The organism is Burkholderia pseudomultivorans (genome assembly GCF_001718415.1).
Lineage (GTDB): Bacteria > Pseudomonadota > Gammaproteobacteria > Burkholderiales > Burkholderiaceae > Burkholderia > Burkholderia pseudomultivorans_A.
Window position 1 is genome coordinate 4,186,239 of the sequence record NZ_CP013378.1, and the last position, 24,946, is coordinate 4,211,184.

The window sequence follows — 24,946 nt, forward strand, 5'->3', positions numbered from 1 at the left end:
CTTCCGCCCGCCGGCACGTCACGCGTGCCGGCGGCGCGCATCACGACGCCGCGAAGCGGCGTATCAGCTTCCCGCCGAACACGTTCACCGCGAGGCCGCCCATCACGAGCGCGGCGCCCAGCACCTGCGCACGCGTCAGATGCTCGTCGAGCAGCAGCGCCGACGACGCGAGCCCGACGATCGGCACCAGCAACGAGAACTGCGCGACCTGCGCGGCCGGATAGCGCGACATCAGGCGGCTCCACAGCCCGTAGCCGAGCAGCGTCGCGACGAACGCGAGATAGACGACCGCGAAGATCGATGCGCCGTCCAGCCCCGCGAGCGCGGACGCGATCCGCTGCGGCCCTTCGAACCACAGCGACAGCAGGAAGAACGGCACCGGCGGCACGAGGCTCGCCCACACGACCAGCGACACGAGATTCGCGTTGCCGACCTTTTTCGTGACGATATTGCCGATCGCCCACATCGCGGCCGAGCAGATCGTCAGCAGGAAACCGGCCAGCGTCATCGCGCGGCCGCCCTGCGACGCGATCACGACGAGGCCGGCCGCCGCAATCGCCAGGCCGACCAGGTTCTGCACGCGCAGCCGCTCGCCGAGGAACAGCATCGCGAACACGAGCGTGAAGAACGCCTGCGACTGCAGCACGAGCGACGCGAGGCCGGCCGGCATCCCGACGTACATGCCGGTGAACAGGAACACGAACTGGCCGAGCTGGATGGTCGCGCCGTACAGCAGCAGCAGGCGCCACGGGATCTGCGGCCGGCGCACGAAGAACACCGCGGGCACGGCCGCGAGCGTGAAGCGCAGCGCGCCGAGCAGCATCGGCGGCATCCCGTGCAGGCCGACCTTGATCACGACGAAGTTCACGCCCCACGCGAGGATCACGACCAGCGCCAGCAACAAGTCCTTCGGGGCCATCATCGGCATCTCCTCGTGGTCGGATGATCGTTCTGAAAGCATCGAGTTTACCGGGCTTTCCCCACCCGCCCCGATACCCGCGCACCGCGCGTGGAATCGGCGCGCGCGCGGCGGCGCAGCATCGGACGCGCGACGCGCGCCCGACGCGGCCCGCCAGTACAATGACCCGCATCGCAGCTGCCCCCCACAGGATCCGCCATGACCGACCCGATCAAAGCCCTGCTGAAGCCGCACGTGCGCGACATCGGCAACCTGCAGGTGCGTCGCACGCTGCCCGCGCTCGCCGCGCGCCTCGTCGGCCCGTTCATCTTCTTCGACCACATGGGGCCCGCCGTGCTGCCGGCCGGCACCGGGCTCGACGTGCGCCCGCACCCGCATATCGGGCTCGCGACCGTCACCTATCTGTTCGACGGCGCGATCCTGCATCGCGACAGCCTCGGCTCGCGGCAGGAAATCGTGCCGGGCGACGTGAACTGGATGACGGCCGGCCGCGGCATCGTCCATTCGGAGCGCACGCCCGATGCGCAACGCGCGAGCGGCCACACGGTGCACGGCATCCAGACCTGGGTCGCGCTGCCGCGCGCGCACGAGAGCGTCGAACCGTCGTTCGAGCACCATCCGGGCGCGACGCTGCCCAGGCGCGACGAAGGCGGCGTGTCGCTGACGGTGATCGCCGGCGACGCGTTCGGGCTCGTCTCGCCCGTCACGACCTTCTCGCGCACGCTGTACGTCGCCGCCGAATTCGCGGCCGGCGGCAGCATCGAGCTCGACGCCTCGCACGAGGAACGCGCGGTCTACGTCGTCGACGGCGATCTCGCGATCGACGGCACGCCGGTGGCGGCCGAGCAGATGGCCGTGCTCGCGCCGGGCGCGGCCGTCACGCTGACGAGCGGCAGCGGCGCGCGCGCGATGCTGCTGGGCGGCGACAAGATCGACGGCGAGCGTTTCATCGAGTGGAATTTCGTCGCGAGCAGCCGCGAGGCGATCGCGCGCGCGAAGGAAGCCTGGAGCCGCCAGGAAATGGGCAAGGTGCCCGGCGAGACCGAGTGGATTCCGTTGCCGGAAGCGAAGCCGCGTTGAAAAACGGGCGCACCGCCCCCAATCTGACGACATTCGAACCGAAGAGAACGACATGGACACCACGCTTGCCACTTTCGAGAAAGACGTCATCGAGGCGTCGCTGGACACGCCCGTGCTGGTCGACTTCTGGGCGCCGTGGTGCGGCCCGTGCAAGACGCTCGGCCCGCTGCTGGAGAAGCTCGAAGCCGCTTACGAGGGCCGCTGGAAGCTCGTGAAGGTCAACGTCGACGAGAACCAGGAACTCGCCGCGCACTTCCAGACGCGCAGCATTCCGCACGTGATCGCGTTCGCCGACGGCCGCCCGGTCGACCAGTTCGTCGGCGTGCTGCCCGAAGGGCAGCTGCGCGCATTCCTCGACCGGCTGCTGCCGGCGCCCGAGGAAGCCGAGCGCCGCGCCGCGCAGTTCGCGCTGGCCGAATCGCGCGTCGACGAGGCACGCGCGCACCTCGAAGCCGCGCTGGCGCTCAATCCGGGCTTCGACGAAGCGCGGCTCGACCTGATCGAACTGCTGCTCGCGAGCAACCGCGTCGACGACGCGCGCGCCGAGGCCGAGCGCCTGTCGCCGCAAACCGTGCAGGGCGCCGATCCGCGCTACCAGGCGATCAAGACCCGTTTCGACGCGCTCGATGCGACGGCCGACCTGCCGCCGACCGACGCGCTCGAAGCCCGCATCGCGGCGAACCCCGGCGATCTCGATGCGCGCTTCGACCTCGCGCAGAGCCTGATCGCGCGGCGCGCGTACGAAGGCGCGCTCGAGCAGCTGCTGGAAATCGTCATGCGCGATCGCGCGTACGGCGACGACCTGGGCCGCCGCACGATGATCTCGGTGTTCGAGCTGGCCGGCGATCGCCCCGAGCTCGTCGCCGCGTGGCGGCGCAAGCTGAGCATGGCGCTGAACTGAGCGGCGCTGCGGCCGGGCAGCCGAAGCCCGGCCCCGCGCACGGCGGCGCCGCCGTCGTGCCCGCGCAGCGGCGCGCATGCGACGCGCGAGCCGCTTCGGCGCGACGCGTGCGTGCGCCCGCCGTCACCGCGCTCAGTCGGCGCCGTTCCCGCGCTGCGTCATTGCGCCGTCCCTGCCGTGCGAAGCGCCGCCGCCTCGCCGTTCGCCCGCGCGGCGATCGCGCGCAGCGCATGCGCGGCGGCCGCGAAACCGAAGCTCGCGGTCACGCAGACGCTCGACCCGAATCCTGCGCAGTTCAGCCCCGCGACATGCGCGGCCGTCGACGGCTCGGCGCCGTCCTCGATGTCGCAGGCGGCCGCTTCCGGATAGATCAGCGGCTCGTCCGAATACACGGCGCCGACCTTGAAGCGCGCCTTCGGCCCGCGCGGGAAGCCGTGCTGCTTGCGCAGCTGCGCGCGCACCTTCGACAGCAGCGGATCCTGGATCGTCAGCGCGAGATCATCGATACGGATCCGCGTCGGGTCGAGCTGCCCGCCCGCGCCGCCGACGGTAATCAGCGGCTGCCCTTTCGCGACGCACCACGCGATCAGCGCGACCTTCGTGCGCACGCTGTCGATCGCGTCGATCACGTAGTCGAAACCGCCGCCGAGCAGCGCGTCGAAGTTGTCGGGCTCCGCGAAGTCCTCGACGCGGTTCACGCGGCACGCGGGATCGATCAGCGCGATCCGCTCGGCCATCGCGTCGACCTTCGGCTTGCCGTAATTGCCGTCGAGCGCGTGGATCTGCCGGTTGGTGTTGCTCTCCGCGACGTTATCGAGATCGATCAGCGTCAGCTCGCCGATCGCGCTGCGCGCGAGCGCCTCGGCGCTCCACGAGCCGACGCCGCCGATCCCGATCACCGCGACGTGCGCGCGCTCGAACGCGGCGAGCGCCGGCGCGCCGTAGAGCCGCGCGATGCCGCCGAAGCGGCGCCCGCGATCCACGTCAAGCTGGATTGTCGGGCTCGGGGTAAGATCGGAAGAACTGGGCGGGAGAGCGTCGGCGGCTGACATGGAAGAAAGGAAAACGTAAGTCGTACAGCCTTCTATTTTGCCTGATCTCCCCGCCCGCACGCGCCACTGTGCACGCACGATTCTTCGGCGTTCGCTATACTGGCCCCCGATTGAAGCGTTTGCATAACATGACGACTCTCGCCGATCTCCGCATCAACTATTCGCGCGCTTCGCTCGACGAAGCCGATGCCGCCTCCGACCCGTTCGCCCAGTTCGACCGCTGGTTCAAGGAGGCGCTCGCCGCCAAGCTTCCCGAGCCCAATACGATGACGCTCGCCACCGTCGGCGCCGACGGCCGGCCGTCGGCCCGCATCGTACTCATCAAGGGCGTCGACGAACGCGGCTTCGTCTTCTTCACCAACTACGAAAGCCGCAAGGGGCGCGACCTCGCCGCGCATCCGTACGCGGCGCTGCTGTTCTACTGGATCGAGCTCGAGCGCCAGGTGCGCATCGAAGGCCGCATCGAGAAGACCAGCGCCGACGAAAGCGACCGCTATTTCGCGTCGCGCCCGCTCGGCTCGCGCATCGGTGCGTGGGCGTCCGAGCAGAGCGCGGTGATCGACAGCCGCGCGACGCTCGAAGCGCGCGAGAAGGCCATTGCCGAACGCTACGGCGACAACCCGCCGCGCCCGCCGCACTGGGGCGGCTACCGCGTCGTGCCCGATTCGATCGAGTTCTGGCAGGGTCGCCCGTCGCGGCTGCACGACCGCCTGCTTTACACGCGCGACAGCGATGCCGCGCAGGGCTGGACGATCTCGCGCCTGTCGCCGTAAGCGCGGCGCCGGCGTCGCGCCGGTCGTGTCCCGGGTTGCATCCGGGCGCCCGCTTCGCAGCGGGCGCCGGTCAAGATACTTGGCTGTATTCGATTCAACGAACAAACGGAGAATCCAAATGTTCTGGGAAAAGAAGCTGGCACAGTGGGCGGACGAAGTACGGACGACGGCGAACATACCGGCGCGCCTCGTACTGTGGAACGGTAACCAACTCGACTTCGGCACGTTCGCCGCGCCGCAGGTCACGCTGAAGGTCAACAACGCGTCGGCGCTGCCGCTGCTGCTCGAACCGAGCCTCGACAATCTCGGCGAGGCGTACGTGAAGGGCAAGATCGACATCGAGGGCAAGCTGTCCGACATCATCAACATCGGCTACTCGCTCGCGCGCAGCACGGTCACGAGCGCCAGCAAGCTCGCGCGCGTGAAGCGCTACTTCAATCACACGAAGAGCACCGACAAGAAGGCGATCCAGTATCACTACGACGTCTCGAACGAGTTCTACAAGCTGTGGCTCGACGAGAACATGGTGTACTCGTGCGCGTACTTCGAGAACGGCGACGAGGATCTCGCGACCGCGCAGATCAAGAAGATCGACCACATCCTGACCAAGATCCGGCTCGAACCGGGCCAGCGCCTGCTCGACATCGGCTGCGGCTGGGGCGCGCTCGTGCTGCGCGCCGCGCAGAAGTTCGGCGCGAAGTGCCTCGGCGTGACGCTGTCGCAGAACCAGTTCGATCTCGCGACCGAGCGCGTGAAGGCCGCCGGCCTGCAGGACCAGATCGAGATCCGCCTGCAGGACTACCGCGAAATCGAAGGCCAGTTCGACCGCATCACGAGCGTCGGGATGTTCGAGCACGTCGGCCGCAAGAACCTGCCGCTCTATTTCTCGCGGATTCGCGAACTGCTGGTCGACGACGGCATCGCGATGAACCACGGGATCACGTCGACCGACGCCGAAAGCGGCGAAACGGCGCTCGGCGGCGGCGAGTTCATCGACCGCTACGTGTTCCCGGACGGCGAGCTGCCGCACATCAGCCTCGCGCTCGAATCCGCGCAGCGCGGCGGACTGGAGGCGGTTGACGTCGAAAGCCTGCGGCGGCACTATGCGCGCACGCTCGACATCTGGACCGAGAACTTCGAGGCGAAGGCCGAGGAAGCGAGAAAGCTCGTCGACGACGAAAAATTCCGCATCTGGCGCGTGTACCTCGCCGGCTGCGCGTATGCGTTCGAGCACGACGACGTGTCGATCTTCCAGATCGTCTGCCGCAAGGCCGGACGCAGCGCGAAAACGCTGCCGTGGTCGCGGCGCTACATGTACGAACACGCGCTGCCGCGCTAGGCGGCGCTTCACGCTGGGCAGGCATGGGTGACGGCAGGACGCGGCGCAAGGCGCCGCCGGAACGACGGCAAGGCGACGACGCGAACGATGCGCACGCCGACGGACAATTCGACCTGTTCGGCGGCTCGCCCGACGACGCGCGCGACGCGCCGCCGGGCGCTGCCGGCGCCGGTGCGAATTCCCGCGCACGCGCGACGACGGAGGACGGCGACGGCGGACCCGCCCGTCCCGCACGCACCCGCGCGTCGCCCGGTGCCCCGGCTGCCGCCGACGAAGCGCTTCGTGCGCACGACGAACCCGCGCCGCCGTCCACCGGCATGCTGTGGGACGACCCTGCCCCGCCGCCCGCCCCGAAGCAACGCAAGCGCCGCCGCGGCGTAGCACCCGCGCCGGTCTCGCCCGACGTCGCCGCCGCGGCAGCCGGCCTGCCGCCGAACGTGCGGCTCGGCACGTCGTCGTGGTATTTCCCCGGCTGGAACGGCATCGTCTACGACGGCGACTTCGCGCAGACGAAACTGTCGCGCGAAGGGCTCGAAGCGTACGGCGCGCATCCGCTGCTGAAAAGCGTCAGCCTCGACCGGTCGTTCTACGGCCCGCTGTCCGTCGCCGACTACCTGCGCTACGCGCAGCAGGTGCCGGACGACTTCCGCTTCGTCGTGAAGGCGCCGGCGTCGGTCACCGACGCGGTCGTGCGCGGCCGCCGCGGCGAGCCGTCGGGGCCGAACCCGACCTTCCTCGATGCGCGGCTCGCCACCGACGAATTCGTGCGGCCGTGCCTCGACGGGCTCGGCAGCAAGGCCGGTGTGCTCGTGTTCCAGTTCTCGCCGCTGCCCGATGCGCTGCTCGCCGAACCGGCCGTGCTGATCGAGCGGCTGTCCGCGTTCTTCGCGGCGCTGCCGCCGCTGCCGTCCGACGCCGACGGCCCGCGCTACGCGATCGAGATCCGCGACGCGAGCCTGCTCACGCCGCGCTTCATCCGCGCGCTCGCCGCGCTCGGCGTGCGCTACTGCGTCGGGCTGCACGCGCGCATGCCGGACCCGCTGCGCCAGGCCGCCGCGCTCGCGCTGCTCGACGGCGACGCGCCCGGCCCGCTGATCGTGCGCTGGAGCCTGCACGGCGGCTTCAAGTACGAACAGGCGAAGGCGAAGTACGAACCGTTCGACAAGCTCGTCGACGAAGACCCGGCCACGCGCTCGGCGCTCGCCGAGCTGGCCGCGCGCTACGCGCTGGCCGGCCAGCCGGTGATCATCACGATCAACAACAAGGCGGAAGGCTCCGCGCCGCTGTCGTGCCTCGCGCTCGCGCGCGAGATCGCCGCCGCATGCGCGCAGTGGCGCGGCGAGGCGGCGTAGCACTGCGGGTCGGTCGCGCGCGGCTTACGCGCCGCGCAGCGACTTCAGCCGGTGCGAGAACTTCTGCCGGAATTTCGCGAGCTTCGGCCCGATCACGACCGAGCAGTATCCCTGGCCCGGATTGCGCGCGTAATAGTTCTGGTGATAGTCCTCGGCCGGCCAGTAGTTGCCGTCGAGCGGCGTCACCTCGGTGACGATCGGCTGCCCGAACACCTGCTCGCGCTCCAGCTCGCGGATCACGTCGAGCGCAGTGTCGCGCTGCGCGTCCGAATGCGTGAACACGACCGAGCGGTACTGCGTGCCGACGTCGTTGCCCTGGCGGTTGAGCTGGGTCGGGTCGTGCGTCGCGAAGAAGATCTCGAGAATCTCGCGATAGCCGATGCGCGCCGGATCGAACGTCACGTTGACGACTTCCGCATGCCCCGTGTCGCCGTCGCAGACGTCGCGATAGCCGGGATTGCGCGTATGGCCGCCCGCGTAACCCGACTGCACGGCCGTCACGCCGTCCACGTCGAGGAACACCGCCTCCGTACACCAGAAGCACCCGCCTCCCAAAGTCGCGGTTTCAAGCATTTCGTTCACCATCCCGTTCCATACCACGTTGATGACAGGCGGCGACGCGCATACGCGCCGGCGCCCCCGATTCGTCTCGCCGCATCCGACCCTTCGCCGGCTACGGCACTGCGGCAAGTATCTCACTCGTGCGCGCACGCCGCCGGTCGCGCGCGGCGATAGTCCGACACGGTTCCTTCCTGCGCGCCGCGGCCGGCGCCGCGCACGACCCGCCGCGCGTTTCTCGACTACACTTAGGCACGCCCGTCGCCGCCGCTGGTCGTGCGGCCGGGCGCCGTGTCCGATGCATGCCCGAACCCGATGCAACCCACGTCCGCCGGAACATCGATATGCATGCCTTAGCAGATTTCGTCCGCATCGCGGGGCCGGCCGATCGTCGCCCCGCCAGCGTCGCGCGCGCCGCTCCATCCGTTCACCGCGCGATCCCGAATCCGGCACAACCGAGAGGGTTTTTCCATGAACCTGCGGCCTGACCCGACGTTCCACGCATCGCCCGAACTGGCGATGCAAGCCCCGGCGGAGACATTCGCCTATACGTTGTTGCTGAGCCCCGATTTTTCCAGGCCCGACGCGCTGGCCGTGATCGACGTGAAGCCCGGCTCGCCGAGCTACGGAAAGATCGTGCACACGGTGACGATGCCGAACACCGGCGACGAGTTCCACCACTTCGGCTGGAACGCGTGTTCATCGGCGCTCTCGCCGCTGACGGGCCACGCGTTTCTCGAGCGCCGCTTCCTGATCATCCCGGGCCTGCGCTCGTCGCGCGTGTACGTGATCGACACCAAGCCGCATCCGACCCAGGCGCGCATCCACAAGATCGTCGAGCCCGACGAGATCTTCCGCAAGACCGGCTATTCGCGTCCGCACACCGTGCACTGCGGCCCGGAGGGCATCTACGTGAGCACGCTCGGCGGCGCAGGCAAGGACGGCACCGACGGCGCGCCCGGCATCTTCATCATGGACTGCGAGACCTTCGACGTGCTCGGCCGCTGGGAGATCGATCGCGGCCCGCAGGACAAGCACTACGACTTCTGGTGGAACCTGCCGCGCGACTACATGGTGTCGAGCGAGTGGGCGCTGCCGCCGCAGTTCGAGAACGGCATCGTGCCCGAGGACCTGCTCGCGAACAAATACGGGCACCGGCTGCATTTCTGGGACCTGCGCGCGCGGCGCAACGTACAGACGATCGATCTCGGCGCGCATCACCAGATGGCGCTCGAGGTGCGGCCCGCGCACGATCCGGTGCGCGAATACGGGTTCGTCGGCGTGGTGGTCGATACGACCAGTCTCGAAGGCTCGATCTGGACCTGGTGGCGCGAAGGCGGCGAATTCCATGTGAAGAAAACCGCGACGATCCCGCCCGAGCCGGCCGCGGCCGACCAGCTGCCGCCGCTGCTGAAGGCGTTCGGCGCGGTGCCGCCGCTCGTGACCGACATCGACCTGTCGCTCGACGATCGCTTCCTGTACGTGTCGTGCTGGGGCACCGGCGAGATGCGCCAGTACGACGTGTCGGATCCGCATCATCCGGTGCTCGCCGGCTCGGTCCGCATCGGCGGCATCGTGCGCCGCACGCCGCATTCGAACGGCCGCGCGTTCGCGGGCGGCCCGCAGATGGTCGAGATCAGCCGCGACGGGCGCCGCGTGTACTGGACCAACTCGCTCTACTCGACGTGGGACGACCAGTTCTATCCGGACGGCGTGCCGGCCGCGCAGGTGCTCGCGCACGCGGGGCCCGACGGCGGGCTGACGCTCGCCGACGACTTCTGGGTCGACTTCCCCGACGGCTATCGCGCGCACCAGATCCGGCTCGAAGGCGGCGACTGCTCGACCGACTCGTTCTGCTATCCGTCGGTCGGGCGTTGAGCGGCATCCTGCAGGCGCCGGCCGGGCCGCAGTTCGCGCTGTGGGCGGCCGTGCTCGCGAGCGGCGTCTATCACGGCCTCAATCCGGCGATGGGCTGGCCGCTCGCGGTGTCGAACGCGCTGATGACGCGCCGCGGCGGCGCGCTGGTCGCGGCGCTCGGCTATCTCGCACTCGGCCACGCGCTCGCGGTGTTCGCGGTGATGCTGCCGTTCGGGCTGCTCGCCGCGCTGCTCGCGTGGCAGTCGGCGATCCGGATCGGCGCGAGCGCGCTCGTGATCGGCTTCGGCGCGCGGCTGCTGATCCGCCGCCGACACCCGCGTGCGCTCGCGCGAATCGCGCCGGCGCGGCTCGGGCTGTGGTCGTTCGCGGTCGCGATCGCGCATGGCGCGGGGCTGATGCTCGTGCCGATCTATCTCGGGCTGTGCGGGCTCGACGCGGACGCCGGCCACCGCGCCGCGGCCGCGCTCGTCGACGCGCATCTCGGCATGGCGCTCGTCGTCGCGGCCGTGCACGCGAGCGCGATGATCGCGGCCGGCGGTGCGCTCGCGTGGCTCGTGTACCGGTACCTCGGGCTGAAATTCGTGTCGCGGAGCTGGTTCAACCTCGATGCCGTGTGGGCATCGAGCCTGATCCTGACGGGCGCGCTGTCGCTCGGCCTCGCGGCGGCGCGATAACGCGGCAGGCGCGCCCCGCTGTGTTCGCTACGTCACGCTGACGCCGCGCAGCGCCGCCGGCGGCGGGCCCGCCGGCCCCGATTCCGCTAAAATCGGGCCATGCGCATTCCATTCCAACCGACCGCCTTGTCGCCTTTCGTCCGCCGCGCGTGCCGCCACCGCGCGGCGCGCCCGCCCGTTTCGTCCCGGATCGCCACCCGATGAGCCACGCCACTCCGCCGGACTTCGATTCGGCCGCCTTTCGCCAGGCGCTCGGCCAGTTCGCGACCGGCGTGACGGTGATCACGACGCGCGCGCCGTCCGGGCAACTGATCGGCATTACCGCGAGCTCGTTCAACTCGGTGTCGCTCGATCCGCCGCTCGTGCTGTGGAGCCTCGCGCACCGCTCGGCGTCGACGCCGGTGTTCCGCAACAACAGCCATTACGTGGTGAACGTGCTCGCCGCGTCGCAGCTCGACCTGTGCAAGCGCTTCTCGAGCTACAAGGGCGACCGCTTCGAAGGCATCGCGCACGCGGCCGGCAACTCCCGGATGCCGGTGCTCGACGGCGCGCTCGCGTGGTTCGAATGCCACAATCGCAGCCGCTACGACGAAGGCGACCACGTGATCTTCGTCGGCGAAGTGGAGCGCTGCGGCGTGCGCATGCCGAACGCCGCGCCGCCGCTGGTGTTCCACGGCGGCGGCTTCCACGGCCTCACACCGCTTTGATCGCCCCGGTGCGCGCCAGCCCGACCGGCGCGCCCGCCTCGTCCTTCAGCGTCTGCAGCACGATGTTCGAACGGATGTCCATCACGCCCGGCGCCTTGTAGAGCCGGTTCAGCACGAAATCCGAATAGTGCTTGAGGTTGTGCGCGAGCACGCGCAGCAGGTAGTGGCTTTCGCCCGTGACGACGAACGCGCCGACCACCTCCGGCCATTCGCGCAGCGCCTCCGCGAAGCGCTCGTGCCACTGGTTTTCCTCGTTGCGCATCGACACCTGCACGAACGCCTCGAGCTCGAAACCGAGCTTTTCTCGGCTCAGGCACGCGCGATAGTGCTCGATCACACCCTGGTCCTCGAGCAGTCGCATGCGGCGCAGGCAGGCGGATGGCGAAAGCGAGATCCGTTCCGCCAGGTCGAGATTGCTGATTCGGCCCTCCTCCTGCAATACCGCGAGAATCCGGCAGTCGGTGGCATCGAGCGTGATCGCGTGCATTTTTGGTCCCCCTTTTCCCTCTGATTCGAATTATCTGCCAATCCGGCGGATTGTCCATGTCTATTTCGCAAGCACTTTCTGCGAGCGTCCGCCTATCATTCGAAGGATCGATTCACCGATCCGTCATGCCATGGACACACTCTGGGACATCTCCCCGCCCGTCAGCCCCGCCACGCCCGTATGGCCCGGCGACACGCCCGTTTCCGTCGAACGCGTGTGGCGCATGGAAGCCGGCTCGCCCGTCAACGTCGCGCGGCTCACGCTGTCGCCGCATACGGGTGCGCACTGCGACGCACCGCTGCACTACGACGCCGACGGCGCGCCGATCGGCGCCGTGCCGCTCGAGACCTATCTCGGCCCGTGCCGCGTGATCCACTGCATCGGCGCGTCGCCGGTCGTGCGGCCGGCCGACGTCGCCGACGCGCTCGACGGCGTGCCGCCGCGCGTGCTGCTGCGCACCTATGCGCGGTCGCGCGTCGAGCAATGGGACAGCGACTTCTGCGCGGTCGCGCCGGAGACCGTCGACCTGCTCGCCGCGCATGGCGTGAAACTGATCGGCATCGACACGCCGTCGCTCGATCCGCAGGAATCGAAGACGATGGATGCGCACCACCGCGTGCGCGCGCACCGGATGGCGATCCTCGAAGGCATCGTGCTCGACGCGGTGCCGCCCGGCGACTACGAACTGATCGCACTGCCGCTGAAATTCTCGACGCTCGATGCGAGCCCCGTGCGCGCCGTGCTGCGCACGCTGCCGGCCCGCGCCGCCTGACCATTCCGACTCACGACCCCACATCATGATCAAAACCCGTGAAGACGCGCTCGCGCTCGACCGCGACGACCCGCTCGCCCCGCTGCGCGACCAGTTCGCGCTGCCAGACGGCGTGATCTATCTCGACGGCAATTCGCTCGGCGCGCAGCCGCGCGCATCGGCCGCCCGCGCGCAGCAGGTGATCGGCGCCGAATGGGGCGAAGGCCTGATCCGCAGCTGGAATACGGCCGGCTGGTTCGCGCTGCCGCGCCGCCTCGGCGACAAGCTCGCGACGCTGATCGGCGGCGCGCCCGGCGAAACCGTCGTGACCGACACGATCTCGATCAACCTGTTCAAGCTGCTGTCGGCGATGCTGCGCCACCAGGCCGAACGCGCGCCGGAGCGCCGCGTGATCGTGTCGGAACGCTCGAACTTCCCGACCGACCTGTATATCGCGCAAGGGCTGATCGAACAGCTCGGCGGCGGCTACGAACTGCGCCTGATCGACGATCCGGCCGACCTGCCCGCCGCGCTCGGCGCGGACACCGCCGTCGCGATGATCACGCACGTGAACTACCGCACCGGCTACATGCACGACATGCCGGCCGTCACGCAGCTCGCGCACGACGCGGGCGCGCTGATGCTGTGGGATCTCGCGCACTCGGCCGGCGCGGTGCCGGTCGACCTGAACGGCGCGCGCGCGGACGGCGCGGTCGGCTGCACCTACAAGTACCTGAACGGCGGCCCCGGTTCGCCCGCATTCGTGTGGGTGCCGCAGCGCCACCACGCGCATTTCTCGCAGCCGCTGTCCGGCTGGTGGGGCCACCGCGCGCCGTTCGCGATGCAGCCGGGCTTCGCGCCCGATCCGGGCATCGCGCGTTTCCTGTGCGGCACGCAGCCGATCGTGTCGATGTCGATGGTCGAATGCGGGCTCGACGTGTTCCTGCAGACCGACATGCACGCGATCCGCCGCAAGTCGCTCGCGCTGACCGACGCGTTCGTCGCGCTCGTCGAGGCGCGCTGCGCGGGCCGCTCGCTGAAGCTCGTCACGCCGCGCGCGCATCACCAGCGCGGCTCGCAGGCGAGCTTCGAGCATCCGCACGGCTATGAAGTGATGCAGGCGCTGATCGCGCGCGGCGTGATCGGTGACTACCGCGAGCCGTACGTGCTGCGCTTCGGCTTCACGCCGCTCTATACGCGCTTCGTCGACGTGTGGGACGCCGTCGAGACGCTGCGCGAGATCCTGGACACCGACGCGTGGAAGGCGCCCGAATTCGCCGAGCGCGGCGCGGTGACCTGATCGCCGACCGTTGGCGGCGCGCGCCGCGCGCGCCGCGCCCCGTCATTCAATCCTGGAGACAGTCGTGAATTCTGGTCATATGCAGCCGCCCGGCAACGACGCGCCGGCGGGCTGCCCGTTCGCGGGCGCACGCCCGCAAGCCGCGCACGAAGCGCCGCACGTGCCGGGCGACGCCGGCGAGCAAGCCGGCTGGCACAACGCGCAGCTCGATTTCTCGAAGTCGATGAGCTACGGCGACTACCTGTCGCTGAATGCGATCCTGAATGCGCAGCATCCGCTGTCGCCCGATCACAACGAGATGCTGTTCATCATCCAGCATCAGACCAGCGAGCTGTGGATGAAGCTCGCGCTGTTCGAACTGCGCGGCGCGCTCGACGCGGTGCGCGGCGATGCGCTGCCGCCCGCGTTCAAGATGCTCGCGCGCGTGTCGCGCATCCTCGAGCAGCTCGTGCAGGCGTGGAACGTGCTGTCGACGATGACGCCGTCCGAGTATTCGGCGATGCGGCCGTATCTGGGCCAGTCGTCGGGCTTCCAGTCGTACCAGTACCGGCAGCTCGAATTCCTGCTCGGCAACAAGAACGCGCAGATGCTGCAGCCGCACGCGCACCGCCCCGACATCCTCGAACAGGTGCGCGCGACGCTCGACGCACCGTCGTTCTACGACGAAGTCGTGCGCCTGCTCGCGCGGCGCGGCTTCCCGATCGCGCCGTCGCGGCTCGAGCGCGACTGGACGCAGCCGACGCAGCACGACGAAACCGTCGAGGCCGCGTGGCTCGAGGTGTACCGGCATCCGCAACAGCACTGGGAACTATACGAGATGGCCGAGGAACTCGTCGATCTCGAGGACGCGTTCCGCCAGTGGCGCTTCCGGCACGTGACGACCGTCGAGCGCATCATCGGCTTCAAGCAGGGGACCGGCGGCACGAGCGGCGCGCCCTATCTGCGCAAGATGCTCGACGTCGTGCTGTTCCCCGAGCTCTGGCACGTACGCACCACGCTGTAACGCGCGAAGCCGCCGCCGGGCGGCACCCGGCGGCATCCGGCAGGCGGCGCGAATACGCAACGCACGCGCGACGCCCGCCGTCACGACGACGTGCGGACCAGCTCCTCCCGCTCGCGCGGCCGCGCCGGCTCGCGCGACAGCTTCGGGATATGCCGCCGCACGACCAGCAGCGCGACGCAGACGATGCCCATCGCGACGGCCAGCATCGTCAGATAGGCGGTCGCGCCGCCCGTCGTGATCACGAACGCGCCCGCGAACGCGCTGAGGATCGCACCGAGCCGGCCGAACGCGAGCGCGCTCGCGGTGCCGGTCGCGCGCACCGCCGTCGGGTAGATGTACGCGCAAAGCGCATACATCGTCGACTGCACCGCGTTGACGAACAGGCCGTGCGCGCCGAGCCCGACGATCAGCCAGCTCGTATGGCTGCCCGCATCGACGCCCATCAGCCACGCCGCGCTCGCCGCGCCGCCGACGCTGCACAGCACGAGCGGCCAGCGCGAGCCGACGCGCGCGATCGTCCATGCGCACAGCAGCGCGCCGATCACGCCGCCGAGGTTGTACGCGGTGAGCCCCGCGCCCGCGACCGACACGCTCAGCCCGCTCGCGGCGAGCATCGTCGGCAGCCAGCTGAATGCCGCATAGACGGCCAGCAGGCACATGAAGAACGCGCACCACAGCGCGATCGTGTCGCGCGCCTGGCCGCCCGCGAACAGCGAGCGGAACCCGCCGCTGCCGCCGTGCGCATGCGCATCCCGCAGGTCGGTGAACACGGCGCCCGGCGCGACCGGACGCTTCATCCGCGCCAGCAGCGCCGCGAGCTCGGCCCAGCGGGCGGGACGCCGCGCGAGGTAGCGCGGCGATTCCGGCAGCGCCGCCGCCAGCACGAAGCCGAGCACGAGCGGCAGCGCACCGCCCGCGAAGAACAGCATGCGCCAGCCGTGGCGCGGCAGCACCTCGTGCGCGAACAGCCCGGCCAGCATGCCGCCGAGCGGCACGCAGACGATCGTCGCGGTGACCATCATCGTGCGGCGCCGCGCAGGCGTGTATTCGGCGGTCATCGTGGTCGCGGTCGGCAGTGCGCCGCCGATGCCGAGGCCGGCGACGAAGCGCAGCGCGGCGATCGTCTCGACGTTGTGCGCGAGCCCGATCGCGCAGGTCGCGGCCCCGAACAGGAACACGCTGCCGAGCACCGCGCCGCGCCGGCCGAAACGGTCGGCGACGAGCCCCGCGCACGCGCTGCCGATCCCCATCCCGATCAGCCCGGCCGCGACCGCCGGCGCGAAGGCGCCGCGCGTGATGCCCCATTCCTTGATCAGCACCGGAATCGCGAAGCCGATCAGCTGGCCGTCGAAACCGTCGAGCACGATCGACAGCGCGGCCAGCAGCACCACGCATTTCTGCATCGTCGTAAACGGGCCGTCGTCGAGCGTCGCGCCGATGTCGACGGCCGGCGCAGTGGAGTCGTCGCGCGTGCTCATGCGTGCCTCCATCCCGCACAAGGCGGAACCGTGCGCATGCCGTGCGCGGCGAAACTGCGGCAATCGAGTGCTTTCATCCTGTCTCCTTCCGATGCTTCCCGTTCGACCCGGCCGGCGCAGCAGCGCCGATCCGGACCCCATGCCTCGCACGCCAGCCTCGTGCCAGGCGAGATGACGATCCGGCGCCGTGGCGATGCCCGGCGCTCTTGTATCTCGTCGCGCGGCGCAAGCCGGCCGCCGGCGTGACGCTCAGCCCGCCTGCGCGTCGATCACGCGCACCAGGCCCAGCATCGTTTCGGTATGCGGGACCGCCAGCCCGACCTCGCGCGCGGCGGCGACCACCTTGCCGCTGATCGCGTCGATCTCGGTGCGGCGACCCGCGAGCACGTCCTGCAGCATCGACGGACGATGGCCGCGATGTTCGCGGATCGCATGCTCGACGTTGCGCGCGATGCGCGCGGCGTCGACCGCGATGCCCTTCGCACGCGCGACCGCGGCCGTCTCGGCGACGATCGCCTGCGCGAGGCGCGGCCCGTCGTGATGCTCGCCGAGCTGGTCGACCGTGCAGCGCGTCACCGCGCACAGCGTGTTGAGCGCCGCGTTGAACGCGACCTTCTCCCAGATCGCGGCCCACACGTCCGCATCGAGCGTGCAGGCGAGCCCCGCGCTCGACAGCGCGTCGGCCACCGCCGCCGCGAACGCGCTGCCCGCGCCGTCGGCCGTCATCATGCGGATCGTGCCCGCGCCATGCGAATGCACGCGCCCGGGGCCGGCCAGATCGGCGGGCCAGGTCGTGACGCCGACCAGGATCCGCTCGAGCGGCACGAACGCGTTCAGCGTCTCGACATTGCCGAGCCCGTTCTGCAGCGTCAGCACATGCGTGTGCGGCGTCAGCAGCGCGCGCACGCCGTCGAGCGCGACGCGCGTATGCAGCGACTTCGTGAAGACGATCAGCAGATCGAACGGTGTGCCGGCCGACGCATTCGCGGCCTCGGGCCGCAGCGCCTGCAACGTCGTGACGCGGCGCTCGCCGCGGTCGTCGTCGATGCGCAGCCCGTCGCGGCGAATCGCGTCGAGATGCGCGTCGTTGACGTCGATCAGCGTGACGTCCTCGCCGCTTTCCGCGAGCAGCCCGCCGAACAGCGAGCCCATTGCGCCGGCGCCCAGAATCGCGATTCTCATCGTTGGCGGCCTCTCAGAACGGATAGTGGCGCGGCGCGGTCTGCACGGTGATCCAGCGCAGGTCCGTGAAGGCCGCGATGCCGGCCTTGCCGCCGAAATGGCCGAAGCCGCTGTCCTTCACACCGCCGAACGGCATCTGCGCCTCGTCGTGCACGGTCGGGCCGTTCACGTGACAGATGCCCGACTCGATGCGGGCGGCGACGCGCAACGCGCGCGCGACGTCGCGGCTGAACACGGCCGACGACAGGCCGAACGCGTTGTCGTTCGCGCAGCGGATCGCGGCCGCCTCGCCGTCGACGCGCACGATGCCCTTCACCGGACCGAACGATTCCTCCGCGTAGATCCGCATCGCGGGCGTCACGTGGTCGAGCAGCGTCGCCGGGAACAGCGTGCTGTCGGCCTTGCCACCGCACAGCAGCGTCGCGCCGTGCGCGAGCGCATCGTCGATCAGCGCGTTGCAGCGTTCGACGGCCTTCGCGTCGATCAGCGAACCGAGCACGACCGGCCCGTTTCGCGGATCGCCGAGCGGCAGCGACGCGGCCTTGTCGGCGAGCTTCGCGGCAAACGCATCGGCGATCGACGCATCCACGACGATTCGCTCGGTCGACATGCAGATCTGCCCGGAATTCGCGAACGCGCCGAACGCGGCGGCCGCGACCGCGGCATCGAGGTCCGCGTCGTCGAGCACGACGAGCGGCGCCTTGCCGCCGAGTTCGAGCACCGACGGCTTCAGGTGGCGCGCGCACGCTTCGGCGACGATCCGGCCGACCCGCGTCGACCCGGTGAAGTTCACGCGGCGCACGGCCGGATGCGCGATCAGCGCGTCGACGACGGCGCCCGCATCGTCGGGCGCGTTCGTCACGAAGTTGACGACGCCCGGCGGCAGCCCGGCGTCCTGCAGCGCCTCGACGATCAGCCCGTGCGTGACCGGGCACAGCTCCGAGCCCTTCAGCACGACCGTGTTGCCGCATGCGAGCGGCAGCGCGAGCGCGCGCGTGCCGAGGATCACCGGCGCATTCCACGGCGCGATGCCGAGCACGACGCCGGCCGGCTGGCGCACGCCCATCGCGAGCGAGCCGGGCACGTCGGACGGAATCAGCTCGCCGCCGACCTGGGTGGTCAGCGACGCGGCCTCGACGAGCCCGCTCACCGCGAGCTGCACGTTGAATTCCGCCCACAGCGCCGACGCGCCCGTCTCGGCCGCCATCGCCCCGACGAACTGCTCGCGCTTCGCGTCGAGTGCGTCGGCCGCCTTCAGCAGCAGCGCGCGCCGCGCGCCGGGGCCGAGCGCGGCCCACTCGGGAAACGCACGGCCGGCCGCGTCGGCCGCCGCGCGTGCATCGTCGACGGTGCACGCAGGCGCTTCGGACGCGATCGCGCCGTCGAGCGGATTGCGGCGCACGAAGGTCGCGCCGTCGGACGATTGGCGGCGTTCGCCGCCGATCAGCATCGATACGGTTTGCATGGTCTCTCCGGAATGACGCGCGGGGCGCATCAGGCAATCTCGACTTCGACGACGACCGGTGCGGTTGCACGCAGCGCATCGGCCAGCGTGTCGCGCAGGCGCGCCGGGTCGCCGACGCGCACGCCGCGGCAGCCGAGCCCGACCGCGAGCGCGACGAAGTCGAGATCGGGCAGATCGGTGCCCTGCACCGGATCGTCCGGCCCGAAGCCGAAGACCGGCGCGAAATCCTGCAGCGCCGCGTAGCGCCGGTTGTTCAGGATCACGAATGTGATCGGCAGCCTGAGCTGCGCAGCGCTCCACAGCGCCTGGATCGAATACAGGCTCGACCCGTCGCCGATCAGCCCGATCACGCGCCGCCCCGGCCGTGCCAGCGCGACGCCGACGGCAGCCGGCATCCCGTAGCCGAGCCCGCCGCTGTCCATCGTGTAGAACGTGCCGCTCTGCGTGAACGGCAGATGCGCCTGCATGATCGGCCGCGCGCTCGGCGCTTCCTCGACGACGATGTCGTGCGCATCGCGCAGGTCGGCGAGCGTCTGCAGCGCGAACGCGGCCGACATGCGCTCGCCGGCGGCCGGCGGTGCGACGCGCTCGCGCGGCGCGCGCGCGGCCGGCATCGGCCGCTCGGCCGGCGCGGGCCGCGCGAGCAGGTCGCGCGCGGCGAGCTTCAGGTTGCCGACGACCGCGTCGCCCTGCGGCGTCCAGGCGGCCGTACCGGGATCGTCGACGAGCTGCACGAGCGTGGCGCCGGACGGCACGTGCGGGCCGAAACCCTCGATGTGATAGGTGAAGGCGGGCGCGCCGAACGCGAACACGAGGTCGTGCCCGTCGAGCCGCGCGACGATCTTCTCGCGAATCGCGGGCAGGAAACCGGCGAACAGCGGATGGTCTTCGGGAAAGCTGCAGCGCCCTGACATCGGCGCGACGTACACGCGAGCGCGATGCCGCTCGGCGAGCCGCACGGCCTCATCCCATGCGCCGGCCCGATCGATCGCCGCGCCGACCACGAACGCGGGACGGCGCGCGGCATCCAGTGCGTCGCCGAGCCGCGCGAGCGCGTCGGGGTCGGGCCGCACGACATGGCTCACGTCGCGCGCCGGCAGCAGTTCGGCCGGCTGGTCCCAGTCGTCGACCGGGATCGACACGAACACGGGCCCGCGCGGCTCCTGCATCGCGATCCGGTAGGCGCGCGCGATCGCGGCCGGCACGTCCTGCGCGCGCGCCGGCTCGATGCTCCATTTGACGTAAGGCTTCGGCAGCTCGGTGGCCTGCGCGGCGCCGAGGAACGGATCGAACGGCAGGATCGCACGCGCCTGCTGCCCGGCGGTAATGATCAGCGGCGTGCGGTTCTTGTAGGCGGTGAAGATATTGCCCATCGCGTTGCCGACGCCGGCCGCCGAATGGAGATTGACGACCGCCGCATTGCCGCACGCCTGCGCGTAGCCGTCGGCCATGCCGACCACGACGGCTTCCTGCAGCCCGAGCACGTAGCGGAAATCGGACGGGAAATCGCGGAACATCGGCAGCTCGGTCGAGCCGGGATTACCGAACACGCGGTCGATGCCGAACTGGCGCAGCAGGTCGATCACCGCGTCGCGGACGGTGACGGGCGCGGCGGACGGGGTTGGGTGGCCGGACATGCTCGGCGTCTCCTTGAAGGCTAATCGGTTTCCACAGTATCGAAGCGCAAGCCATTCTCGGATACTGTATTTTCTGTAAAAACCCATACCGCTCCAGCATGACTTTCGATCTCCGCCAGTTGCGCGCCTTCACGACGATCGTCGCGTGCGGCAGCCTCGGCCGTGCGGCCGACGCGCTGCACGTCACGCAGCCGGCGCTGAGCCGGATCCTGAAGCGCCTCGAGGACCAGGTCGGCGCGCCGCTGTTCGAGCGCCATTCGAAGGGCGTGCAGCTCACCGCGTTCGGCGAGGCGCTGCTGCCGCACGCGACGCTGCTGCAGCACGAGGCCGAGCACGCGCGCGAGGAACTCGACGCGATGCGCGGCCTCGCGAAGGGCACGATCAAGGTCGGCACGGTGGGCAGCATCGCGAGCCTCGTGCTGCCCGTCGCGGTCGGCCGCGTGCTCGACCGCTGGCCGAACCTGCGCGTCGAGATCATCGAAGGCGTGTGGGACCGGCTCGCCGAAGGACTGTTCAAGCACGAGATCGACCTCGCGCTGTCCGCGCACGGGCCCGACACCGATGAAATCGTCGCGATTCCCGAATGCCGCTGGACCGATCGCAGCCATATCGTTGCCGCGCCGCACCATCCGCTGCGTGCGCTCGGCCGCGCGCCGACGCTCGCCGACACGCTGCACGCGCGCTGGGCGATCCCGCCGCGCGGCACCGCGCCGTTCGACCACATGCGCGCGACCTTCGAGGCGCACGGGCTGCCGCTGCCCGATATCGCGGTCGAGACGCGCTCGGTCACGACGCTGAAGAGCCTCGTCGCGCATGCGGGCTTTCTGTGCTGGATGGCCGAGCCGATGTACGGCGCCGAGCAGCGCGCCGGCACGATCGATACGCTGCCGGTGCGCGAAGTGGTCGCGCAGCGCACGCTCACCGCGTTCCGCCGCCGTCACGGGATTCTGCCGGGGCCGGCCGGCAAGCTGCTGGAAGAACTGGTCGCGTTGACACGCGAGGCGCGCTGACGCGCCCTCCCTTTCGCCGCGGTGCCTGCGCGTCGGCCGGCTCACCGGCCGCGGGCGCGCACGCCGCGGCGCACCATCGAAATGCCGTTTCCCCGCCTTGACTTTCGGTCGCCCCGATACGATCATTCGCTCACGTAAAGAGCAAATGATCGTATCGACACGGCGCGCATCGCGAACGCACGCGAGCGTCGATCCGGCATCGGAGCCGGCGCGCCCGTCGAAGGATGGCGCGGCGCGCGCTCGCGCATGGAACCCGCGAAACACTGGCTCCGGGGAAGCGCCAACCGGAGCCGACCGCAAAGCATGGGGCCCCGGCAAGCGCCAAAGCGCCAACCGGGACCGACCGCAAAGCATGGGGCCCCGGTAAGCGCTAAAGCGCTAACCGGGGCCGACAGGAGACACCGGATGATCGAATCGCCTTCCGCCCGCACGCCCGTGCTGCTGCACATCGGCGCGGGCTCGTTCCACCGCGCGCACCAGGCGTGGTACCTGCATCGCGTGAACGCGGCCGTGCCGGCCGACGAACGCTGGTCGCTGACCGTCGGCAACATCCGCGACGACATGCGCGCGACGATGGACGCGCTCGCCGCGCAGCACGGCGCCTACACGCTCGAAACCGTCACGCCGCAAGGCGAGCGCGCGTACGAGACGATCCGCGCGATCACGCGCGTGCTGCCCTGGTCGATCGACCTCGCCGCGCTGATCGACGCGGGCGCCGATCCCGCGTGCCGGATCGTGTCGTTCACCGTCACCGAAGGCGGCTACTACCTCGACGAGCACAACCGGCTCGACGTCGCGAATCCCGATCTCGCGGCCGACCTGCAAGGCGCGCGCACCACGTTGTACGGCGCGCTCGCGGCGCTGCTCGCCGAGCGCATGCGGCGCGGCGCGGGCCCGCTCACGCTGCAGAGCTGCGACAACCTGCGCAACAACGGCGCACGCTTTCGCGCAGGGATGCGCGAATTCCTCGAACGGCGCGGCCAGGCCGACCTGCTCGCGTGGTTCGACGCCCAGGTCGCCACGCCCAGCGCAATGGTCGACCGGATCACGCCGCGCCCGACCGCCGACGTGCGCGAGCGCGTGCGCGCGGCCACCGGCGTCGACGACGCGTGCCCGGTGATGGGCGAATCGTTCATCCAGTGGGTGATCGAGGACCGCTTCGCGGCCGGCCGGCCGAAGTGGGAACTGGCCGGCGCGGAGCTCGTCGACGACGTGCATCCGTACGAGGAAGCGAAGATCCGCATCCTCAACGCGACGCACAGCTGCATCGCGTGGGCCGGCACGCTCGCGGGCCACACGTATATCCACGAAGGCACCCACGACGCGCCGATCCGCCGCTTCGCGCACGACTACGTGACGCAGGACGTGATCCCGTGCCTCACGCCGAGCCCGCTCGATCTCGCGCGCTACCGCGACGTCGTGCTCGAACGCTTCGGCAACCCGTACGTGCTCGACACGAACCAGCGCGTCGCGGCCGACGGCTTCTCGAAGATTCCCGGCTTCATCGCGCCGACGCTCGTCGAATCGTTCGCGCGCGGCGCGACGCCGGTCGCGACCGCGGTGCTGCCCGCGCTGTTCCTGCGCTTCCTCGAACGCTGGGCGCGCGGCGCACTGCCCTACGCGTACCAGGACGGCGTGATGGACGAAGACGCCGCGCACGCGATCGTCGCGGCGCCCGATCCCGTCGTCGCGTTCTGCGCGAGCCGCGCGCTGTGGGGCTCGCTCGCCGGCAACGCGGCGCTGTTCGAGGCGCTGCGCGCCGGGCTCGCGCGCGTCGACGCGTGGCTCGCGCAGCACTGACGCGCTCGGCAGCCGGCCCGCGTCCGGGCGAACCTGCGTTGGCAGGCGCCCGGTCGTGCGGCTAAAGTAGCGGCTCCTCACTGACGGAACGGATCGCTCATGTATCTCGGCATCGACCTCGGCACCTCGGAAGTGAAGGTGCTGCTGCTCGCCCCGGACGGCACGGTCGTCGGCACCGCGGGCACGCCGTTCACCGTGTCGCGCCCGCATCCGCGCTGGGCCGAACAGCATCCGGAAGACTGGTGGCAAGGCACGCTCGCCGCGCTCGCGGCGCTGCGCGAGCGACATCCGCATGCGTTCGCGCAGGTGCGCGGAATCGGCCTGTCCGGCCAGATGCACGGCGCGGTGCTGCTCGGCCGCGACGATCGCGTGCTGCGCCCGGCGATTCTGTGGAACGACATGCGCAGCGCGGACGAATGCGCGCTGCTCACCGAACGCGCGCCCGACCTCCATGCGCTCGCCGGCAATCTCGCGATGCCGGGCTTCACCGCGCCGAAGCTGCTGTGGGTCGCGCGTCACGAACCCGACGTATTCGCGGCCACCGCATGCGTGCTGATGCCGAAGGACTATCTGCGCTTCCGGCTGACCGGCGCGAAAGTCTCCGACCCGTCCGACGCGGCCGGCACGCTGTGGCTCGACGTCGCGCGACGCGACTGGTCCGACGCGCTGCTCGGCGCATGCGAGATGACGCGCGCGCAGATGCCGCGCATCGTCGAGGGCAACGCGCCGTCCGGCACGCTGCGCGCCGACGTCGCGCGCGTGCTCGGCCTGTCGGAAGCCGTCGTGGTCGCGGGCGGCGGCGGCGACAACGCGACGAGCGCGCTCGGCATTGGCGCGATCCACGCGGGCGACGGCTTCGTGTCGCTCGGCACGTCGGGCGTGCTGAGCGTGGTCGGCGACCGCTTCACGCCGAATCCGGCGTCGGCCGTGCACGCGTTCTGCCACGCGATTCCCGATCGCTGGCAACTGATGAGCGTCGTGCTGTCGGCCGCGAGCTGCCTGCGCTGGGTCTGCAAGCTGACCGGCACCGACGAGCCCGCGCTGCTCGCCGAAGTCGAGGCGCTCGACGCCGACGCGCTCGCGACGGCGCCGCTGTTCCTGCCTTACCTGTCCGGCGAGCGTACGCCGCACAACGATCCGTACGCGCAGGGCGTGTTCTTCGGCATGACGCATGCGACCGAGCGCGCGCATCTCGGCTACGCGGTGCTCGAGGGCGTGACGCTCGGCCTCGCCGACGGCCTCGACGCGCTGCATGCAGCCGGCGTCGCCACCGACCGGCTGTCGCTGATCGGCGGCGGCGCGCGCAGCGCGTTCTGGGCGCAGCTGATCGCCGATGCGCTGAACGTGCGCACGCGCCAGCACGGCGGCGGCGAGACCGGCGCGGCGCTCGGCGCGGCACGGCTCGGCTGGCTGGCGGTCGGCGGCGATCCGCACGCGGTGCTGACCAAGCCGCCGGTGCGCGCCGAATACGCGCCCGACGCCGCGCGCCACGCGACGCTGCGCGAACGGCTCGACGCGTTCCGCGCGCTGTATCGCCACGTGCGCCCGCTTTACGAACCGTCGCGCGCGCGGCTTGCCTAGGCGTCGCGCCTGCCAGGCG

General features: G+C 70.5%; 22 protein-coding genes. 14 read left to right on the top strand and 8 right to left on the bottom strand.

Annotated features, from left to right (window positions below):
• Positions 1 to 40: 40 nt before the first annotated feature.
• A complete protein-coding gene (locus tag WS57_RS31665; RefSeq protein ID WP_196482396.1) occupies positions 41 to 919 on the bottom strand; it encodes an EamA family transporter in 879 nt (292 codons plus the stop codon).
• 198 nt (positions 920 to 1,117) lie between these two features.
• Between WS57_RS31665 and WS57_RS31670 the strand changes: the two genes are divergently transcribed.
• Complete coding sequence (locus WS57_RS31670; RefSeq protein WP_069245293.1) at positions 1,118 to 1,999, top strand: pirin family protein; 882 nt, start codon at positions 1,118 to 1,120, stop codon at positions 1,997 to 1,999.
• A 52-nt stretch (positions 2,000 to 2,051) separates the two neighbouring features.
• Positions 2,052 to 2,900: a thioredoxin gene (trxA, locus tag WS57_RS31675; RefSeq protein WP_009694616.1), complete on the top strand. Its 849-nt coding sequence runs from the start codon at positions 2,052 to 2,054 to the stop codon at positions 2,898 to 2,900.
• Positions 2,901 to 3,058: 158 nt separating this feature from the next.
• On the opposite strand, the gene tcdA is transcribed toward trxA, so the two are convergent.
• On the bottom strand, positions 3,059 to 3,952 hold the full coding sequence (gene tcdA / locus WS57_RS31680; RefSeq protein WP_069245294.1) for a tRNA cyclic N6-threonylcarbamoyladenosine(37) synthase TcdA: 894 nt from the start codon (positions 3,950 to 3,952) through the stop codon (positions 3,059 to 3,061).
• Between the two features lie 128 nt (positions 3,953 to 4,080).
• On the opposite strand from tcdA, the gene pdxH reads away from it, so the two are divergent.
• The 3 genes from pdxH (at position 4,081) to WS57_RS31695 (ending at position 7,416) form a co-directional block, all read left to right on the top strand.
• The gene (pdxH, locus tag WS57_RS31685) at positions 4,081 to 4,725 is read left to right on the top strand and encodes a pyridoxamine 5'-phosphate oxidase (protein WP_069245295.1); all 645 of its coding nucleotides are present in this window, start codon (positions 4,081 to 4,083) and stop codon (positions 4,723 to 4,725) included.
• 118 nt (positions 4,726 to 4,843) lie between these two features.
• The gene (locus tag WS57_RS31690; protein ID WP_009688319.1) at positions 4,844 to 6,064 is read left to right on the top strand and encodes an SAM-dependent methyltransferase; all 1,221 of its coding nucleotides are present in this window, start codon (positions 4,844 to 4,846) and stop codon (positions 6,062 to 6,064) included.
• 23 nt (positions 6,065 to 6,087) lie between these two features.
• Positions 6,088 to 7,416 carry a DUF72 domain-containing protein gene (locus WS57_RS31695; protein ID WP_069245296.1) on the top strand — a complete coding sequence of 443 codons (1,329 nt, stop codon included), beginning with the start codon at positions 6,088 to 6,090 and terminating at the stop codon, positions 7,414 to 7,416.
• A gap of 24 nt (positions 7,417 to 7,440) precedes the next feature.
• Here the strand turns inward: WS57_RS31695 and msrA are convergent, their stop codons facing one another.
• Positions 7,441 to 8,001 carry a peptide-methionine (S)-S-oxide reductase MsrA gene (msrA, locus tag WS57_RS31700; RefSeq protein WP_009693279.1) on the bottom strand — a complete coding sequence of 187 codons (561 nt, stop codon included), beginning with the start codon at positions 7,999 to 8,001 and terminating at the stop codon, positions 7,441 to 7,443.
• Positions 8,002 to 8,445: 444 nt separating this feature from the next.
• Between msrA and WS57_RS31705 the strand changes: the two genes are divergently transcribed.
• From WS57_RS31705 to WS57_RS31715, 3 genes are all read left to right on the top strand, one after another.
• On the top strand, positions 8,446 to 9,852 hold the full coding sequence (locus WS57_RS31705) for a selenium-binding protein SBP56-related protein (protein WP_060299374.1): 1,407 nt from the start codon (positions 8,446 to 8,448) through the stop codon (positions 9,850 to 9,852).
• Positions 9,849 to 10,526, top strand: a complete 678-nt coding sequence (locus tag WS57_RS31710; RefSeq protein ID WP_059513215.1) for a hypothetical protein — start codon at positions 9,849 to 9,851, stop codon at positions 10,524 to 10,526. Before WS57_RS31705 ends, WS57_RS31710 begins: the two co-directional genes overlap by 4 nt.
• 200 nt (positions 10,527 to 10,726) lie before the next feature.
• Positions 10,727 to 11,233 carry a flavin reductase family protein gene (locus tag WS57_RS31715; protein WP_069245297.1) on the top strand — a complete coding sequence of 169 codons (507 nt, stop codon included), beginning with the start codon at positions 10,727 to 10,729 and terminating at the stop codon, positions 11,231 to 11,233.
• Here the strand turns inward: WS57_RS31715 and WS57_RS31720 are convergent.
• Positions 11,220 to 11,720 (bottom strand): Lrp/AsnC family transcriptional regulator, encoded by a 501-nt coding sequence (locus tag WS57_RS31720; RefSeq protein WP_009688847.1) that lies wholly within the window; start codon positions 11,718 to 11,720, stop codon positions 11,220 to 11,222. The two genes, WS57_RS31715 and WS57_RS31720, sit on opposite strands and share 14 nt — an antisense overlap.
• A gap of 130 nt (positions 11,721 to 11,850) precedes the next feature.
• Here WS57_RS31720 and kynB point away from each other — a divergent pair, with 130 nt between their 5' ends.
• From kynB to kynA, 3 genes are all read left to right on the top strand, one after another.
• Positions 11,851 to 12,492, top strand: a complete 642-nt coding sequence (gene kynB, locus WS57_RS31725) for an arylformamidase (protein ID WP_009688846.1) — start codon at positions 11,851 to 11,853, stop codon at positions 12,490 to 12,492.
• 25 nt (positions 12,493 to 12,517) lie between these two features.
• Entirely contained in the window at positions 12,518 to 13,771 is a 1,254-nt protein-coding gene (gene kynU / locus WS57_RS31730; RefSeq protein WP_040128048.1) for a kynureninase, read from the top strand.
• Between the two features lie 79 nt (positions 13,772 to 13,850).
• Complete coding sequence (gene kynA / locus WS57_RS31735; protein ID WP_040128049.1) at positions 13,851 to 14,774, top strand: tryptophan 2,3-dioxygenase; 924 nt, start codon at positions 13,851 to 13,853, stop codon at positions 14,772 to 14,774.
• Between the two features lie 80 nt (positions 14,775 to 14,854).
• On the opposite strand, the gene WS57_RS31740 is transcribed toward kynA, so the two are convergent.
• From WS57_RS31740 to mdlC, 4 genes are all read right to left on the bottom strand, one after another.
• Positions 14,855 to 16,252 carry an MFS transporter gene (locus WS57_RS31740; protein WP_069245507.1) on the bottom strand — a complete coding sequence of 466 codons (1,398 nt, stop codon included), beginning with the start codon at positions 16,250 to 16,252 and terminating at the stop codon, positions 14,855 to 14,857.
• A 249-nt stretch (positions 16,253 to 16,501) separates the two neighbouring features.
• Complete coding sequence (locus WS57_RS31745) at positions 16,502 to 17,434, bottom strand: ketopantoate reductase family protein (protein WP_059513212.1); 933 nt, start codon at positions 17,432 to 17,434, stop codon at positions 16,502 to 16,504.
• Between the two features lie 13 nt (positions 17,435 to 17,447).
• Positions 17,448 to 18,899: an aldehyde dehydrogenase gene (locus tag WS57_RS31750; RefSeq protein WP_059513211.1), complete on the bottom strand. Its 1,452-nt coding sequence runs from the start codon at positions 18,897 to 18,899 to the stop codon at positions 17,448 to 17,450.
• Between the two features lie 29 nt (positions 18,900 to 18,928).
• The gene (gene mdlC, locus WS57_RS31755; protein WP_040128052.1) at positions 18,929 to 20,536 is read right to left on the bottom strand and encodes a benzoylformate decarboxylase; all 1,608 of its coding nucleotides are present in this window, start codon (positions 20,534 to 20,536) and stop codon (positions 18,929 to 18,931) included.
• A 98-nt stretch (positions 20,537 to 20,634) separates the two neighbouring features.
• On the opposite strand from mdlC, the gene WS57_RS31760 reads away from it, so the two are divergent.
• The 3 genes from WS57_RS31760 (at position 20,635) to xylB (ending at position 24,927) form a co-directional block, all read left to right on the top strand.
• Entirely contained in the window at positions 20,635 to 21,546 is a 912-nt protein-coding gene (locus WS57_RS31760; RefSeq protein ID WP_069245298.1) for a LysR family transcriptional regulator, read from the top strand.
• A gap of 405 nt (positions 21,547 to 21,951) precedes the next feature.
• Positions 21,952 to 23,346 (top strand): D-arabinitol 4-dehydrogenase, encoded by a 1,395-nt coding sequence (dalD, locus tag WS57_RS31765; protein ID WP_009690586.1) that lies wholly within the window; start codon positions 21,952 to 21,954, stop codon positions 23,344 to 23,346.
• Between the two features lie 99 nt (positions 23,347 to 23,445).
• On the top strand, positions 23,446 to 24,927 hold the full coding sequence (xylB, locus tag WS57_RS31770) for a xylulokinase (RefSeq protein WP_040128055.1): 1,482 nt from the start codon (positions 23,446 to 23,448) through the stop codon (positions 24,925 to 24,927).
• The last annotated feature ends 19 nt before the right edge of the window (positions 24,928 to 24,946 follow it).

What these genes read in the sequence shown, in the direction of transcription:
- WS57_RS31750 (WP_059513211.1), bottom strand. Translation starts at nt 18,899, where the DNA reads ATGCAAACCGTATCGATGCTGATCGGCGGCGAACGCCGCCAATCGTCC.
- WS57_RS31760 (WP_069245298.1), top strand. Translation starts at nt 20,635, where the DNA reads ATGACTTTCGATCTCCGCCAGTTGCGCGCCTTCACGACGATCGTCGCG.
- kynU (WP_040128048.1), top strand. Translation starts at nt 12,518, where the DNA reads ATGATCAAAACCCGTGAAGACGCGCTCGCGCTCGACCGCGACGACCCG.
- WS57_RS31745 (WP_059513212.1), bottom strand. Translation starts at nt 17,434, where the DNA reads ATGAGAATCGCGATTCTGGGCGCCGGCGCAATGGGCTCGCTGTTCGGC.
- WS57_RS31665 (WP_196482396.1), bottom strand. Translation starts at nt 919, where the DNA reads ATGGCCCCGAAGGACTTGTTGCTGGCGCTGGTCGTGATCCTCGCGTGG.
- WS57_RS31690 (WP_009688319.1), top strand. Translation starts at nt 4,844, where the DNA reads ATGTTCTGGGAAAAGAAGCTGGCACAGTGGGCGGACGAAGTACGGACG.
- WS57_RS31705 (WP_060299374.1), top strand. Translation starts at nt 8,446, where the DNA reads ATGAACCTGCGGCCTGACCCGACGTTCCACGCATCGCCCGAACTGGCG.
- msrA (WP_009693279.1), bottom strand. Translation starts at nt 8,001, where the DNA reads ATGGTGAACGAAATGCTTGAAACCGCGACTTTGGGAGGCGGGTGCTTC.
- kynB (WP_009688846.1), top strand. Translation starts at nt 11,851, where the DNA reads ATGGACACACTCTGGGACATCTCCCCGCCCGTCAGCCCCGCCACGCCC.
- trxA (WP_009694616.1), top strand. Translation starts at nt 2,052, where the DNA reads ATGGACACCACGCTTGCCACTTTCGAGAAAGACGTCATCGAGGCGTCG.
- mdlC (WP_040128052.1), bottom strand. Translation starts at nt 20,536, where the DNA reads ATGTCCGGCCACCCAACCCCGTCCGCCGCGCCCGTCACCGTCCGCGAC.
- kynA (WP_040128049.1), top strand. Translation starts at nt 13,851, where the DNA reads ATGCAGCCGCCCGGCAACGACGCGCCGGCGGGCTGCCCGTTCGCGGGC.
- WS57_RS31670 (WP_069245293.1), top strand. Translation starts at nt 1,118, where the DNA reads ATGACCGACCCGATCAAAGCCCTGCTGAAGCCGCACGTGCGCGACATC.
- dalD (WP_009690586.1), top strand. Translation starts at nt 21,952, where the DNA reads ATGATCGAATCGCCTTCCGCCCGCACGCCCGTGCTGCTGCACATCGGC.
- pdxH (WP_069245295.1), top strand. Translation starts at nt 4,081, where the DNA reads ATGACGACTCTCGCCGATCTCCGCATCAACTATTCGCGCGCTTCGCTC.
- WS57_RS31720 (WP_009688847.1), bottom strand. Translation starts at nt 11,720, where the DNA reads ATGCACGCGATCACGCTCGATGCCACCGACTGCCGGATTCTCGCGGTA.
- WS57_RS31715 (WP_069245297.1), top strand. Translation starts at nt 10,727, where the DNA reads ATGAGCCACGCCACTCCGCCGGACTTCGATTCGGCCGCCTTTCGCCAG.
- xylB (WP_040128055.1), top strand. Translation starts at nt 23,446, where the DNA reads ATGTATCTCGGCATCGACCTCGGCACCTCGGAAGTGAAGGTGCTGCTG.
- tcdA (WP_069245294.1), bottom strand. Translation starts at nt 3,952, where the DNA reads ATGTCAGCCGCCGACGCTCTCCCGCCCAGTTCTTCCGATCTTACCCCG.
- WS57_RS31695 (WP_069245296.1), top strand. Translation starts at nt 6,088, where the DNA reads ATGGGTGACGGCAGGACGCGGCGCAAGGCGCCGCCGGAACGACGGCAA.
- WS57_RS31740 (WP_069245507.1), bottom strand. Translation starts at nt 16,252, where the DNA reads ATGAGCACGCGCGACGACTCCACTGCGCCGGCCGTCGACATCGGCGCG.